This is a genomic window from Synechococcus sp. R55.7, assembly GCF_047461955.1.
Classification (GTDB): Bacteria; Cyanobacteriota; Cyanobacteriia; order Thermostichales; family Thermostichaceae; genus Thermostichus.
Genome location: NZ_JANSIC010000038.1, coordinates 1 through 14,312, shown reverse-complemented (window position 1 = coordinate 14,312; position 14,312 = coordinate 1). Strand labels below are relative to the sequence as shown.

Sequence of the window (14,312 nt, the reverse complement as noted above, 5' to 3'; positions counted from 1 at the left end):
CCGGGGCCGATTTCCCACACCTCTTGGATGCCGTCGGCGGCCATCTGCAACACGGTTTCTCGCCAGCGGACAGGGGCAGTCATCTGGGCCAGCAGCGCCTGCTTAAGGGCTTGCGGATCCCGGCTGGCGGTGGCAGTGCAGTTGCTGTAGACGGGCACTCGCGGCGGCTGAAAGTCAACAGCGCGCAAGGTGTGGGCAAACTCCTCGGCAGCAGCCTGCATAAAGGGCGAGTGAAAGGCGCCACTTACCTTGAGGGGAACGGTGCGCTTGGCCTGCAACTGCTCACAGACGGCTTGCACCCCCTCCACTGAGCCGCTGATCACCACCTGATCCGGGCTGTTGTCGTTGGCAAGGGTGACATCGGGGATCATCTGGCACAGATGCTCTAGCTTGTCGCGGTCAAACCCCATCACTGCCGCCATGCTGCCCGGGGGATCCCCTGCGGCTTCCATCAGTTGGCCCCGCAGCGCCACCAGCCGTAGGCCGGTTTCGAAATCAAACACGCCGGCAGCGTAGAGGGCGCTGTATTCGCCCAGACTGTGGCCAGCAGTGCAGGCAGGAGCCTGTCCCTGGGCGTAGAGATAGTCTGTCAACAGGGCCGATACGGTGAACAAAGCCGGTTGTGTGTAGCCGGTCTGGTGGATCTGGTCTTCCGACAGAGCTAAGGGATCCCATCCCAGCATCTGGCGGGCCAAAGCCAACTTCTGGCCTGCTCCCTGCCAGTTCCGCAAGTCCCTTCCCATGCCTACCGCTTGGGATCCCTGGCCGGGATAGATCCAGGCAACAGTCATCAATTCATTTCCCCCAACGAAACACAATCGCCCCCCAGGTAAGGCCGGCACCAAAGCCTGCCATTACCCCCAGATCGCCGGCGCCAAAGCGTCCTTGCTCGATCCAAGTGGCCAAGGCAATCGGCACCGAAGCGCCCGAGGTGTTGCCGTAATGCTCTAAGACGCTGGCCACCCGCTGCGGATCCAGCTGCAGGCGCTTGGCTACCGCATCGAGAATGCGCTGGTTGGCCTGATGAATAAAATATCCCTGTACTGCTTCCGCCGGGATCCCAGCCCGAAAGAGAGCCTTCTCGATGATCTCCGGCACCGCCTGGACGGCAAACTTGTACACCTCGCGGCCATTCATGGCGATGGGGCAGCAGCGGTATTGCCCCACCTGCAGGGATCCCACCAGGGGCTTGGCCTCTGTAGCCATGGACAAGCTGAGTAGCTGGCTGCCACTGCCATCGCTGCGCAGCTCAATGCTGAGGATCCCGCCGGTTTCCCCCGCCTCCAGAACCACCGCCCCGGCCCCATCTCCAAACAAGACACAGGTGGTGCGATCTGCCCAGTCCACCGTACGGGAGAGCACATCCGCCGCCACCACCAAGGCCCGCCGGTACAGCCCGGTTTGCAAAAACTGCGCTGCCGTGGCCACTGCAAAGACAAAGCCCGTGCAGGCTGCCGTCAGATCAAAAGCCACCGCCCGCGTTGCTCCCAGAGCTGCCTGCACCTGAGGGGCCGAGCCAAACCGATCGACACCGGTGGAAGTGGCCAGCAGGATCAAATCCAGGTCTTGAGGCAAGATCCCGGCCTGAGCCAAAGCGGCCTTGGCTGCCTGGACCGCCAAATCCACCAAGCTCAGCTCAGGGGGCAGAATGCGCCGCTGACGAATGCCGGTGCGGGGCCAGATCCATTCGTCGGAAGTTTCGACGATCTGGCCGAGATCGTCGTTGCTCAGGCAGGGATCCGGCAGGGCAGCCCCTGCCCCCACCAGCCGCACGGTCGGGAGGCTATGGCTGGGCATCTTCCACGGGTTCGGGACAGCGGGAGGAAGTCCTTTCCAGGGATCCCAACGGCAACACTTCCGGGCCAGAGCCAGAGTAGACCTGAAGGGGCCGGGTGCGCCGCCTGGGGTTGGATTCAGGTTCGCGAGGGTCAACCATTTCCGCCTGCAGCCGCTGTAGGATTTTCTGTTCTGCCGCCTCTTTGGCCAGGCGAATGGCGTGGTAGACCATCGGCGCCTTGGAGCTGCCGTGGGTAATCACGCAGATGCCGTTGACGCCGAGCAGCAAAGCACCGCCATACTCCACGTAGTCCATGCGCCGCTTTACCTGCTTGAGGTTGGGCCGGAGCAGCCAGCAGCCCAACTTGCCGCGCCAGCCGCGGGGCAGCTCCTCCCGCAGCACCTGGGTGATCACCTGGCCAACACTTTCGGCAAACTTGAGGAGGGCATTGCCCACAAAGCCGTCACACACCACCACATCAAACTCCCCGGTCAGCACATCCCGCCCCTCGGCATTGCCGGCGAAATGGATCCCTGGCAACTGGGCCAGACGCTGGTGGGTGGCCAGAGCCAAATCATTGCCCTTGTTGGGCTCCTCGCCGATGTTGAGCAGGCCCACCCGCGGCTTCTCGATCCCCAGCACGCACTGGCAGTAGAGGGATCCCATGCGGGCAAACTGCTCCAAAAAGCGGGGCCGGCAATCCACATTGGCCCCCACATCCAGCAGCAGCACCGGCTTGCCTTTCAAAGTGGGCAAAAGAGCGCCAATGGCCGGGCGATCGATCCCTGCCAGCCGGCCCAAATTCAGGTAGGCCGCAGCCATCGCTGCTCCGGTATTCCCGGCGGCCACCACGGCATCCGCTTGGTTGGAGCGCACCTGTTGCATCGAGATGTTGATGGAGGCTTTGGGCTTTTTGCGCACCATCAGCGGCTCTTCCGCCATGCCCACATCCTCTTCGGCAGGCACAATGGTGATCCCAGCAGGCAAGGGTTGGGGCAGAAAGGGCTTGAGGGAATCTGGACGACCGACTAGTGCAATCCCGACCCGGAGCTGCCGATGGGCCAGCAGGGCGCCCTTGATGATCTCTTCGGGAGCGTAGTCACCCCCCATCGCATCGACCGCAATTCGCACAAGCTGACCTCACACTGGAATATCCTTGGCAACTGCAAGCAAGAAGCGGGGCAAAACGCACTAACCTCTGCAGTCCCCTCGCCCGAGAATTGGGAGCCCCAGTGGCTGCAGGGTGCTAGCGAATTTTACCAGATTTGTTTTCCTCAATTAAGGCCGCAGTTCCGCTTGCGCCGGTTCTCCCCACCCCCCACAGGAAACGTGAACTTCCTCACGCCTGCGCGAGGGTAGCCAGGAGAAAGTGTACCTGTTGGACGTGGTCGCATGCGGCGGAGTTTCTGGCTTGGTGTTGGCTCAGCTCCGTCTCCAACTGCGCCAATTCTCCCGCCAACGCTGCCCACCGATCCCGCTCTGGGTAGAGGGTGGCCTGCAGGTGATTGAGGCGACCCCAGGTTTCTGCCATGGCCTGGGCGCGCGCCCGCAGGGATCCCTCCTCTTGCTCCAGGTGTTGCCACTGCTGCTCCAATTCCTGCCGTTGGCGGGCGAGCTGCTCCTGCTGAGAAGGCAAGGACGATTCCAGTTGTTGAATGAGGGTTTGCAGACGACCTTTTTCTTGGAGAAGATCCTGCTTCTGGCTGCCGATCTGTTCCAGGAGCGGCCCAATATCGACCTGAACCGGGGCAGCAGCTTGATTTTGCAGCTGTCTAAGGCGGGCTTCCTGGCGGGTCAACTCTTCATACTCTCGCTGCAGGTTTTTTTCCTGAGGCAGCAGGGCTTCTTCCAAAGCACTGCAGGCAGACTGGGCATAGTCGATATCCATCTCGATGTCAAACCGCTCCTCTGGAGAGGCGCTGGCCAGCCGCTCTTGCAGCTCCCGCAGGGTTTGCCGGTTTTGCTCCAGTTCGGCCCGCTGCTGGCTGACCTGGGCCGCCCGCTGCTCGTAATCTCGGCGCAGTTGGCTGACCAAAGCCGCCAGCTCCTCGACCGAGATCGCCGGCTCCCCAGCCCTGCCGTTGCTGCTGCCATCGACGATAAAGTCGTACTCCTGCACCAGACGAGAGGCTTTCTGGTATAGGCTCTCTTGAGATTGCAGCTGCTGGAGAATCCTCTGCAGGTGCTCTTGATGGGCTCGCAGGGATCCCTGTCGAGTTTGCCACTCTGCTTGGCTTTGCTCCAGGGATTGTCGGGATCCCCACCAAGCGGTGTGGCGTTCTTGCCAAGCGCGGTAGTCTCGATCCAGCTCGTCTTGCCGGGCCTGGGCCTGCTGACGTTCTGCTTCCAGTTGGGCAATCTGTTGATTCAAGTGCTCCTGCTGCTGCTGAATGTGGCTTTTCAAGCTTTGCAGAAGCGCCAAGGGATCCCCAGCCGGATGTAGAGTCTCCTGGAGCTGCTGCACCAAAGCCTGTAGCTGCGCTGCTTCTGCCTCCCCCAAGCGGCTGGAGCGAGCTTCTTGCAACTGGGCTTCCAACTCTTGCCGCTGCCGATTCAGAGCTTCCCGCTGCTCTCCGATCAGGCGCTGTTGTTCAGCCAAGTAAGCCTGCTGGGCTGCCAGTTCCTCTTTGAGGCTGTCCAGGAGTTTGCGATCTTCCTCTACACTCTTGTACTGCTCGTACAGCCGCTGCACCTCTTCTTCTTGGGCTGCTAGCTCCATCTCGCGGCGGGTAAGCTCATGCGCCTGAAAGGTGAGGGACTGTTTCCAAACCTCGATCTCCTCCTCCTGGCTGCGGGCTCTGAGCTGAAGTTGGCTGAAGTTTTGCAGATAGGTCACCAGTTGGCGAGCGGCTTCGCTGATGCGGGCGACCTGACGGTTGCCGGAGATTTCCGCCAGCACCAATGACCCATCCTTGAAGCGCCCAGCCTCCTGGGCGATGCGGCCTTCCAAGGTAATGGATTCTTCGTTCACGGCCACCCAGGTATTGTCCTGCTGCTGCTTGGCCAGCAATTGCAGAGACGACTTGGCAAATCCAATCGGCTTGGATAGCTCTGCTAGGTACAGCACGCCTGAACTCCTCTAAAACAGCATGGACAGCACCAGCCTTGACCCCACCGAGCCACTGCCCCTGGCCGGGGAAAAATGGACGGCCGCCAGAACATGGCTCGCCGAGGCGCATAAAGACTACACCACCTTTCTAGACTCAACCATAGGGTAAAAAAAACGCCTTCGCCAGATGAGTTTTGGGGATGTCCGGGGTAGCTATTCAAACCGGTGGCGGAGCACTAAGGTAGTCTAGGGTGTGGTGTAGGGTTCTGCTCAGGGTTTGTATGGAGCTGCAAGGTGAGCCGCTTTCTATTCGTCGGCGTTCTCCTGCCCCGCCGGTGGTCGTAGCCTCTCAGGTGTACCAGACAACAGCGCCGGAAGCCAAACCGCGCCACATCTTGGAAGCGATCGTCTGGCACAAAGAACAGGAGGTGGAGCGCCAACGGGAGCAGCTTCCCCTGAAGCAATTGCAACGGCAACTGGATCAAGCCCCGCCGGTGCGGGATTTTGTGGCGGCTCTTACCCAGTCTCCTCACCCTGTTTCCTTGATTGCCGAGGTCAAAAAAGCCTCCCCCAGCCGCGGCGTTCTCCGGGATCCCTTTGACCCGGTAGCCATTGCCCAGAGCTATGAAGCCGGTGGGGCCAGTTGCCTCTCGGTGCTCACAGATGAGCGGTTCTTTCAGGGCAGCGGCGAGTATCTGCGCCGGATCCGTCAGGCAGTAGGGATCCCCATCCTCTGCAAGGAGTTCATCCTCTACCCCTACCAAATCCTCTGGGCCCGCAGCCTGGGGGCAGATGCGGTGCTCTTGATTGCCGCCATTCTCTCCGATGCGGATTTGGGCTACTTTCTCAAGCTGATTCGGCAATTGGGCATGGCGGCTCTGCTGGAGGTGCACACCTCCCAAGAGTTGCAGCGGGTGCTGCGTTTGCCCCAACTGCAAGACTCCAGGGGGCAGGTGCTCATTGGCATCAACAATCGCGATCTGAGAACCTTTGCGGTGGACTTGAACACAACGCGCGACCTGTTGGCCGCCCACTCGGATCTCCTCGGCGAGCTGCCCATTGTCAGCGAGTCCGGCATCCATACCCCTGCCGATTTGCAGCAGTTGCGGGCCTGGGGGGTGCGCTCTGTGCTCGTGGGGGAAGCGCTGGTGACCCAGCCGGATCCCGGCCAAGCTGTGCGCCACCTGTTGTCATCTCAGTGAATGAAAACCATTTATCAATGGATCTCTGCGAGAACAATTGATCTCTAAGGATTGCTTGGATCGATGAAACGTATTCCTGTGCCGGCTCATATCCACTACGAATTTCTGCTGCGGGTGTTGGAGCGGCAAACCTTTCCGGCAGTAGAGGAACAGGATTTTGGCAACCGAGGCCGCACGCAAGAGCTGATCAACTCCCTGCGCAAAGCCCTCACCCAACAGGTGCAACTGGAGGAAGAGTGGCGACAGCGGGGCTATCAGGTGGACTACCGCTGGAATATGGACGAGCCTCAGCCTCCCTCTTGACCTTCCAGCCCACTGTAAGGTTTAGCATCCTTTCAGTGGCATTGGGGGGGTTTCCAAGATGCAGGTTGTTTTGACGGTGCCCAAGCTGGCCTGTGGGGCTTGCGTGGACACCATTGCGCAAGCGGTGCGGCAACTGGATCCCCAGGCGCAGGTGGAAGGGGATCCCAAAACCAAACAGGTGCGGATTACTTCTGAGCGGCCTGTGAGCGATTTGCGGCAGGCCCTCACCCAGGTGGGATATCCCCCGGCCTAGTCAAGGCTGGGTCGAGAACGGTCGGGCGTCTGTTTTGAATTTCTGTACAGATGGCTGCCTTCGCCCTGCCCAGGGTGGAGAGTAGCTGTCGTTTCATCAACAAGGTGTTGCCATGTCTGCCCATAAAGGGTCATCGGGTGCACTATCGGCCTCTGCGCCTTCTCCTGAGGGCACTTGGCAGTTGGCCTTACAAGGGATGAGCTGTGCCTCCTGCGCCCGCAGCATCGAACAGGCCCTCGCTCAGGTGCAGGGGGTGTCCCACGGATCAGTGAATTTTGCCAGCGAGCAGGCCACCGTCAAAGGGGATCCCAGGCTGGTGGATCCGCAGGCGCTGATTCGGGCGGTGGAGCGGGTGGGGTATCGGGCGCGCCTTATCCAAGAGGATTGGCAACTGGACGATCCGACAGACCCAGAGCGGATCGCCCAACGGGCCGCAGAACGGGAATTGAAGCTGAAGGTGGCGATGGGGGTGGGCATCAGCACGGTGCTGGTGATCGGATCCCTGCCGATGATGCTGGGGATGGACATCCCGGGCTTTCCCATGTGGCTGCACAATCCTGAGTTGCAGTTGCTGCTGACGGCTCCGGTGCAGTTTTGGGTGGGCAAGCATTTTTATCGAGGCGCTTGGGCCGCTTGGCAACGGCGCTCGGCGGATATGAACACGCTGGTGGCCTTAGGGACGAGCGCGGCTTTCTTCTATTCCATTTTCCCAACGGTTTTCCCCGACTCTTTCCATCGGCAGGGACTGCATCCCGATGTGTATTACGAAGTGTCGGCGGTGGTCACCACCTTGATCCTGGTGGGTAAGTGGATGGAGCAACGGGCCAAAAGGCAAACCTCTGAGGCCATTCGCAAGCTGATCGGGCTGCAACCGAAAACGGCGAGGGTAATCCGCCAGGGGGTGGAGCAGGATGTCCCCATTCGGGAGGTGCAGGTGGGGGATTGGATCCGAGTGCGCCCCGGAGAGAAGGTGCCGGTGGATGGGGTCATTCTAGAGGGATCCTCCAGCCTCGACGAGTCCATGGTGACCGGCGAGAGCCTGCCTGTACTCAAGTCGGCGGGGGATGAGGTGATTGGGGCAACGCTGAATCAGACGGGCAGCTTTGTGATGGAGGCGCGGCGGGTGGGCAAAGACACGGTTCTGGCCCAGATCGTGCGCCTGGTGCAGGAAGCCCAGGGATCCAAAGCCCCAATTCAACAGGTGGCGGATCGGGTGACTGCCTGGTTTGTGCCGGCAGTGATCGGGGTGGCAGTTCTAACTTTCGTGCTCTGGTGGGTGTTGGCGGACAACCTGACGCTGGCCTTGGTGAACACAATTGGGGTGCTGATCATCGCCTGCCCTTGTGCGCTGGGGTTGGCAACCCCCACCTCGATCCTGGTGGCCACGGGACGAGGGGCAGAATTGGGGATCCTGGTGAAAAGTGCCGACAGCCTGGAATTGGCCCACCACTTGCGCACGGTGGTCTTGGACAAAACTGGCACCCTGACTGAAGGTCGTCCCACTGTCACCGATATTTGGGCCCACGGCTCCTCTCCCCTGACGGTGTTGCGCCTGGCAGCGGCGGTGGAGCGGCACTCGGAACACCCTTTGGCCCAGGCGGTGGTGCAGAAAGCCGAAGCCGAAAAAATTGTGATCCCTCCTGCCTGGCACTTTCAGGCAAGGATAGGCAGTGGGGCAGAAGCCTGGGTGGAAGACCAGTGGATCCGCATCGGTCGGCTGAGCTGGCTACAGGAGATGGGGATCCCCTGGGATCCCTCTTGGTCAGAGCGGGTTCAGAATTGGGAAAGCCAGGGCAAAACGGTGATCGGCGTAGCCCAATCCCAGAGCCTGGTGGGGCTGTTGGCCATTGCCGATCCGCTCAAACCCACCTCTCCTGAGGCAGTGCAACAGCTGCAACAGATGGGTCTAGAGGTGATCCTGCTAACCGGGGATAACCCCACCACGGCCCAAGCGGTTGCTCGGCAAGCAGGCATTCAGCGGGTAATTGCCCAAGTCCGTCCGGATCAGAAGGCAGCTTACATACGCAGCCTAAGACAACCGCGACGGCGGGTGGCGATGGTGGGAGATGGCATTAACGATGCTCCGGCTCTGGCAGAAGCCGATGTGGGGATCGCCATTGGTACAGGTACGGATGTGGCGATGGCCGCCAGCGATATTACCCTCATGTCGGGGGATCTGCGCGGAGTCGCCACAGCCATTCAACTCAGCCGGGCCACCCTCAACAACATCCGCCAGAACCTCTTCTTCGCCTTTATCTACAATACGCTGGGGATCCCGATTGCCGCTGGGGCGCTCTATCCCTTTACAGGCTGGTTGCTCAACCCTATGCTGGCGGGGGCAGCCATGGCCCTGAGTTCCGTTTCGGTGGTCGCCAATGCCCTGCGCCTGCGACACTTTCAGCCCCCCAGACCAGCGGGCCGGCGTTAGGCCCTCTCCCAGGGGCAAGGGGGATTAGCGCGGCAACAGTTTTGCTGCCCTTTGAGCATGAGTCTGCCGTACCGCTCATGCCTCAGGGCTATCTTCTGGCAGACAAGGACATCCCCCCCAGGGGGCTTGGTGAACGACAAGCGGCAAGCTAACCTAAAAGGCTCAGGCAGACTGGGGAAAGCGCGGTGCAAGTCCGCCACTGTGACGCAACTGTGATGGGATCCCTCCCTCAGCCAGAACACCCACCTGCCGTTGTCCTGTACCCCTTGCGATTCACAAGGAACGGAGTTTTTTGTGTTGAATACCCTCAGTGTTTCCCCTCCGCTTGCGGTTGGGCAGTCTCCTGTTGTCCCCCTGCCCCTGTTGCTCATCGGCCACGGATCCCGCGACCCCCAAGGGCAGCAAGCCTTTCTGGAGCTAGCCCAGGCTTACCAAGCTCTCACCCCCCATCGACCGGTGATCCCCTGCTTTCTGGAGCTGACCCAGCCAACCATTGCCCAGGGGGTAGAGCAGTGCTTGGCCCAAGGGTGGCAGGAGATCGTGGCCCTGCCGCTGTTGCTGTTTGGGGCCCGCCACAACAAGTTCGATGTGACGATGGAACTGGATCGCCTGCAGGCCCTCTATCCCCAGTTGCGCATTCATTACGGTGGGCCGTTGGGGATCCGCATCGAGATCCTGCAACTGCTGCGAGACCGATTGGCCGCTTTGATGGCCGCCCAACCGCGGCGGATCCCAGAAGCAGAAACCGTGCTCCTATTTGTGGGTCGCGGCTCCAGCGATCCTGAGGCCAATGCCGAAGCCTGTAAACTGGCCCGGTTGCTTTGGGAAGGATCCGGGTTTGCCGCTGTGGAGACCTGCTTTATCGGCATTACCCATCCCCGCCTGCCCGTGGGATTGGAGCGGGCCTTGTCCTGGCATCCGCGCCGGGTGATCGTGCTGCCCTACTTCCTGTTTACCGGAGTGCTGGTGAAAAAAATTGAGGCGGCAGTGGAGAAACAACGACAACGACAGCCGGAAATCGACTGGCTGATGCTGCCGGAATTGGGCCTTGTGGATACGGTGCTGCACAGCCTGCAGCAACTGGAGCAGGAAGCCCTGCAGGGCCAAACCCCGATGAACTGCCACCTGTGCAAGTTTCGCCTGGCCGTGAGCGCAGAGGTCAGAGCTGGGCATACCCATCACCATCCTCACGAGCCTCATGACCACCATCACGGGCACGGATCCCATCACCGTCCTCATTCCCACCCTCACCACGACCACGGCCATACCCACGCAGCGGCTGGGGATCCCTGGGCCCAATTAGAGGGCTACCACCAACGGGCATGGCAGGTGCCCTAAGAGGGAAACAGAGGCTGCTGGCGGGATAAACTGAGTGCAGACAGGCCATTTTTGAACCTGGTTTTCCCGCTCTAGCGGTTGTGATGACGAAAAAACGATGATGCTCTCCCGCTCCTCTTGGGTTTCAGGTGCCGCTGCCGCGGGGAGCGGGATCTTTGTTTTCGCCCTGGTGGTGGGGCTGCTGGATCAGATCCTGCCCACCCTGCCCAAGGTTTCCCTCTCCCTGGCCGGGATCCCTGGGATCCTGGCTGCCGCTGGGGCCTCCTATGGGGCCTGGCGGGTGGTTCAGATGGGTCTGCAATCGGCTTCCTGGAGCGACTTTCGAGAATCGCTGGTGGCGACCCTATCTCCCTTTGATCCTGCCGACCACGGCGGCGAGCCACGACAACCTAAGGGGGATCCTCGCCCTTGGCAGGTGGCTCAGGAGATCCGGCAAACCCAGCTCCGCCATCAAAAGATCCTTGACCGCATCAAGCAGCGGGTGAAAGCCGAAATCCAGACCTGTGAACGCGCCCAAGCCCAACTGCGCAGCGAGCAGCAACGGTCTCGAGTCCTGCAGGCCCAAGCCCAACAGTTACAACAGCATCTGCAAAACCTACAAACATCTTCCCCTTCTCCAAGCTCCGAGTCGACCAAACCCACGCCAGAGCAAGCGCTGCGCCAAAAGCTCCGCCAACTTCAATCCCAGGTCACCACCCTGAAAATAGAATTGGAACGCCAAAGGACCCAACTGCAACACGCAGAAGCAGAGCGGGCTCAACTCCAGCAGCAGCAGCAAAAACTCAAGCGCATCCTGCAGCGCAAAAAATTGGAAAATCGAGAGTTGCGCTCCCAACAGGCAGAATGGGCCCGGCAACTGGAGCAAACTCAACAGGAGCTGCAAACTTTGCGGGAGTCCTACCGCGCCTTGCAAGTTCTACAGGAAATAAGCTCCACCCTAACCCAAAACCCATCTCACGAAAGGGCGGAAACGGAGTCCTCTGGATCCTCCGACTAGCCGACCCGCTTTAGAACAAATACACTCCCCTCGCTGCCCCGACCCAGCCGCAAGTCTTCATCCAAATAGGTGATATCCAGCCAACCCGTTGGCTCGCGGCGGCGGATATCGATTTGAATAGCCGGGATTCGCTCTGGAGCCTGCTCGAGCAAATCGAGAAAACTCTCGATCTCGTAGCTCATCAAAGCTTGGGATCCGAACACCAATCGCTCGAAAATCACCCTCACCCGGCGCTCCGATTCGGGGTAAAAGCGCGCTGATACAGCCAAGACTCCCCGTGGCATCCAAGCCTCCAGCCAACCGGATCCCTGGATCTCCGCCACGTTGAAGACCCGTCCAGCTTTGGCCCGAATACACTGGTAGATCTCGCCGGTGGTCAAAAAAGGCAACTGTGCCAGCCGCAGCAGAGCTGTGCTCGTGGTAAATAGGGTGAGCCAGTTCCCCTCCAACCCTTCAGCAGCAGATGTTGGCTTGGGGGTGGGGTTGAGCGCTTCTAGGACGGCAATTTGAGACAAAATCTGGGCTTTTTGGTCAGGGGAAACTTTCCGGCCCCGGTCGGTCGCCTCCAGTAGGTGCAGCAGAGCCGATTTTTGCTGAGCCAGGGCCTCAGACATGGGCACACTCCGAAGGCACTGACCCTATTTTAGAGAACGCGGGATCCCTCTGCCCTTAACCGTCTTCTTCTACGGGTTTCAGATTTAGATCTGCCACCTGCTCATACCCCAGCCCGGCCCGCACCACCAGCGGCTCGGATCCCGTCAAGTCAATTACCGTAGAGACCTTGGCCCGACGGGGGGCATCGTCATCCAGCACCAGATCCACCTGTTTTTCCAACTGCCGCATCTCTTCAGCCGCAAAGATCCCACCCTCATCCCAGGGGTCGCTCTCCCACTCCCAGGCTTGCCCAGAACTTAAGTCCAGGGATCCGACGGGATCCCCCCCCAGCTTGGCAGAGGTCGAGACAATTGGATTGCCCAACTCTTCCAGCAAAGCCTGACAAATGGCCGAGTCGGGCACGCGGATGCCGGTGGTTTTCCGTTTGGGCTCCATCACCAACTTGGGCACCAGCTTGGTGGCCGGCAACAGAAACGTAAACGGGCCGGGGATCAGCCGCCGCATCAGTCGATAGGCTGAATCGGTGACCTGGGCATACTGGGCAATGCGCGAGAGAGAAGGACACAAGAAGGTGAGGGGTTTATCGTTGGAGAGCTGCTTGATACGGCGTACCCGCTCCACTGCTTGTTTGTGGGTCACATCGCAGCCAATGGCATAGACTGTATCGGTGGGGTAAAGCATCACCGCCCCCTCCCGCAAAGCCGCCGCAATCCGCCGGATGGAACGGGCCTGGGGCTGTTGCGGATGCAGCTTAAAGTACTCGGCCATCGGGCAGATGGGAAGAGGTCAAGACTGGGAGCAGCTACCCCCCAGGGGGTTTTCCACAAGAGGGCGGGGGGTCGGTGGCACCGACGCGGGCGGGGATCCCTGAGATTCGGGCCAGTCCTTCAGTTGTTGCATCAGGGCTTGGATGTGCAGACGGGGCAGATAGGGCCAGTCGCCGGCTTCTTCCAAATCCTGAAGCACCCGATACAGAGCTTGACGGGTGTTGGGCAAAGACTCCCGAAAGGCACCTTCCAGGATCGCGCGGTGCAACTCCTCCAGCAGCCGCAGGAGCATCAGCAGCTCCACACACGCTCCCGCCCTCGCCTGGGCCGCCTGTTCAACGGCCAACATAATCTGACGCAAATCCGGTGGCAGATCCTCCGCCGAGATATACATAGCCACTCGTCTCTGGGTTCTGGGAAGGCAGGGGCTTTCCCATTCTAAGATTCTTCTGCCCTAGGACTGGATGGATTTTGCCCCCACAAGATCCAACTGCGCAGGCTGTTGGGATCCCCGACCCAGGCACTGCCACACCCGCTGCAAGAGGGCATCCAGCCCCTGCTTGGCAATTGCAGAAATGGCCACTACGGAAGTGCCGGCAGCGGCAGACAGCCTCTGGGTGCGCTCGGCAACCTGCTGGGGATCCAGAACATCGATCTTGTTCAAAACCAGGATTTGTGGCTTATCGATTAACCCGTGGCCGTAGGCGCGCAGCTCCTGCTGAATAACCTGGTAATCCTTGACGGGATCCGCCGCCGTGCCATCCACCAAATGAATCAGTACCCTGGTACGCTCCACATGGCGCAAAAACTCATGGCCCAGCCCCACCCCCAAGTGCGCCCCCTCGATCAGCCCCGGAATATCGGCAAACACCACCCCATCTCCCGATGGATGGGGCACCACCCCCAAATTGGGCTGCAACGTGGTGAAGGGGTAGTCAGCAATCTTGGGCCGGGCAGAGGAGACCACCGAAATCAGAGTGGACTTGCCCGCATTGGGCAGGCCGACAATGCCCACCTCGGCAATCAACTTCAGCTCCAGGCGCAGGCGCACCCGTTCTCCCGCTTCGCCCTTGGTGAATTGGCGGGGGGCGCGATTGTGGTTGCTCAAAAAATGGGCATTGCCTAAGCCGCCTTTGCCCCCACGGGCTACCAGCAATTGATCCCCCTTGCCCACCAGATCGCCCAACAATTCCCCCGTCTCCGCATTGAACACCACAGTACCGCAGGGCACCCGCACCAGCCGATCCGCACCACTGGCCCCGCTGCGATGGTTGGGCCCCCCTTTGGCCCCGTGTTCCGCCTTGATCACCGGTTGAAAGCGAAAATCCAACAGAGTTTGCAGGCCGGGATCGGCCACCAAGATCACCGAGCCGCCCCGCCCGCCATTGCCGCCGGATGGCCCCCCAGCCGGCACATACTTCTCACGGCGGAAGGCAACGATGCCATCCCCGCCATTTCCCCCTTGCACTTCAATTTCGGCTTGGTCGATAAAGTGCAATCGTTCTTCTCCCAAATCTTCTATCTTCCAGCTTGGCAAGATCCCCGGAAAACTTGCCACAAAAGACGCTCCTCTAAGCTACGAT

14 protein-coding genes and 1 riboswitch are annotated in these 14,312 nt (G+C 60.4%); of the genes, 6 read left to right on the top strand and 8 right to left on the bottom strand.

Annotation, left to right across the window (positions count from 1 at the left end):
• The 4 genes from fabD to hmpF form a co-directional block, all read right to left on the bottom strand.
• On the bottom strand, nt 1–791 hold a 791-nt coding region (gene fabD, locus NW820_RS03440), incomplete at its 3' end, for an ACP S-malonyltransferase (RefSeq protein WP_414406679.1).
• A gap of 4 nt (nt 792–795) precedes the next feature.
• The gene (locus tag NW820_RS03435; RefSeq protein WP_414406678.1) at nt 796–1,797 is read right to left on the bottom strand and encodes a beta-ketoacyl-ACP synthase III; all 1,002 of its coding nucleotides are present in this window, start codon (nt 1,795–1,797) and stop codon (nt 796–798) included.
• A complete protein-coding gene (plsX, locus tag NW820_RS03430; RefSeq protein ID WP_238376983.1) occupies nt 1,784–2,887 on the bottom strand; it encodes a phosphate acyltransferase PlsX in 1,104 nt (367 codons plus the stop codon). The genes NW820_RS03435 and plsX overlap by 14 nt, the downstream gene beginning before the upstream one ends.
• 229 nt (nt 2,888–3,116) lie before the next feature.
• Nucleotides 3,117–4,844, bottom strand: a complete 1,728-nt coding sequence (gene hmpF / locus NW820_RS03425; RefSeq protein WP_414406677.1) for a pilus motility taxis protein HmpF — start codon at nt 4,842–4,844, stop codon at nt 3,117–3,119.
• Between the two features lie 263 nt (nt 4,845–5,107).
• Here hmpF and trpC point away from each other — a divergent pair, with 263 nt between their 5' ends.
• From trpC to NW820_RS03395, 6 genes are all read left to right on the top strand, one after another.
• Entirely contained in the window at nt 5,108–6,028 is a 921-nt protein-coding gene (gene trpC, locus NW820_RS03420; protein ID WP_414406676.1) for an indole-3-glycerol phosphate synthase TrpC, read from the top strand.
• 63 nt (nt 6,029–6,091) lie between these two features.
• Nucleotides 6,092–6,331 carry a DUF5340 domain-containing protein gene (locus NW820_RS03415; protein WP_041436722.1) on the top strand — a complete coding sequence of 80 codons (240 nt, stop codon included), beginning with the start codon at nt 6,092–6,094 and terminating at the stop codon, nt 6,329–6,331.
• Between the two features lie 58 nt (nt 6,332–6,389).
• Complete coding sequence (locus NW820_RS03410) at nt 6,390–6,584, top strand: heavy-metal-associated domain-containing protein (protein ID WP_414406675.1); 195 nt, start codon at nt 6,390–6,392, stop codon at nt 6,582–6,584.
• A 112-nt stretch (nt 6,585–6,696) separates the two neighbouring features.
• Entirely contained in the window at nt 6,697–9,012 is a 2,316-nt protein-coding gene (locus NW820_RS03405) for a heavy metal translocating P-type ATPase (RefSeq protein ID WP_414406674.1), read from the top strand.
• 128 nt (nt 9,013–9,140) lie between these two features.
• A riboswitch (cobalamin riboswitch) is annotated at nt 9,141–9,277 on the top strand.
• Nucleotides 9,278–9,309: 32 nt separating this feature from the next.
• On the top strand, nt 9,310–10,350 hold the full coding sequence (locus tag NW820_RS03400; protein WP_414406681.1) for a sirohydrochlorin chelatase: 1,041 nt from the start codon (nt 9,310–9,312) through the stop codon (nt 10,348–10,350).
• Between the two features lie 97 nt (nt 10,351–10,447).
• The gene (locus NW820_RS03395) at nt 10,448–11,347 is read left to right on the top strand and encodes a hypothetical protein (RefSeq protein ID WP_414342598.1); all 900 of its coding nucleotides are present in this window, start codon (nt 10,448–10,450) and stop codon (nt 11,345–11,347) included.
• Here the strand turns inward: NW820_RS03395 and NW820_RS03390 are convergent.
• From NW820_RS03390 to obgE, 4 genes are read right to left on the bottom strand one after another with little or no spacing between them, the layout of a single operon-like run.
• Nucleotides 11,344–11,961 (bottom strand): PAP/fibrillin family protein, encoded by a 618-nt coding sequence (locus NW820_RS03390; RefSeq protein WP_414406673.1) that lies wholly within the window; start codon nt 11,959–11,961, stop codon nt 11,344–11,346. The two genes, NW820_RS03395 and NW820_RS03390, sit on opposite strands and share 4 nt — an antisense overlap.
• Nucleotides 11,962–12,016: 55 nt before the next feature.
• Complete coding sequence (locus tag NW820_RS03385) at nt 12,017–12,730, bottom strand: L-threonylcarbamoyladenylate synthase (RefSeq protein WP_414406672.1); 714 nt, start codon at nt 12,728–12,730, stop codon at nt 12,017–12,019.
• 18 nt (nt 12,731–12,748) lie between these two features.
• Nucleotides 12,749–13,123: a hypothetical protein gene (locus NW820_RS03380; RefSeq protein WP_238376778.1), complete on the bottom strand. Its 375-nt coding sequence runs from the start codon at nt 13,121–13,123 to the stop codon at nt 12,749–12,751.
• Nucleotides 13,124–13,183: 60 nt separating this feature from the next.
• Complete coding sequence (gene obgE / locus NW820_RS03375; protein ID WP_414406680.1) at nt 13,184–14,227, bottom strand: GTPase ObgE; 1,044 nt, start codon at nt 14,225–14,227, stop codon at nt 13,184–13,186.
• Nucleotides 14,228–14,312: the final 85 nt, after the last annotated feature.

Bases quoted from the DNA above. Each gene is read 5' to 3' on its own strand.
- NW820_RS03380 (WP_238376778.1), bottom strand. From the start codon at position 13,123: ATGTATATCTCGGCGGAGGATCTGCCACCGGATTTGCGTCAGATTATG.
- NW820_RS03390 (WP_414406673.1), bottom strand. From the start codon at position 11,961: ATGTCTGAGGCCCTGGCTCAGCAAAAATCGGCTCTGCTGCACCTACTG.
- NW820_RS03435 (WP_414406678.1), bottom strand. From the start codon at position 1,797: ATGCCCAGCCATAGCCTCCCGACCGTGCGGCTGGTGGGGGCAGGGGCT.
- trpC (WP_414406676.1), top strand. From the start codon at position 5,108: ATGGAGCTGCAAGGTGAGCCGCTTTCTATTCGTCGGCGTTCTCCTGCC.
- NW820_RS03415 (WP_041436722.1), top strand. From the start codon at position 6,092: ATGAAACGTATTCCTGTGCCGGCTCATATCCACTACGAATTTCTGCTG.
- NW820_RS03385 (WP_414406672.1), bottom strand. From the start codon at position 12,730: ATGGCCGAGTACTTTAAGCTGCATCCGCAACAGCCCCAGGCCCGTTCC.
- NW820_RS03405 (WP_414406674.1), top strand. From the start codon at position 6,697: ATGTCTGCCCATAAAGGGTCATCGGGTGCACTATCGGCCTCTGCGCCT.
- NW820_RS03410 (WP_414406675.1), top strand. From the start codon at position 6,390: ATGCAGGTTGTTTTGACGGTGCCCAAGCTGGCCTGTGGGGCTTGCGTG.
- plsX (WP_238376983.1), bottom strand. From the start codon at position 2,887: ATGGGGGGTGACTACGCTCCCGAAGAGATCATCAAGGGCGCCCTGCTG.
- NW820_RS03395 (WP_414342598.1), top strand. From the start codon at position 10,448: ATGATGCTCTCCCGCTCCTCTTGGGTTTCAGGTGCCGCTGCCGCGGGG.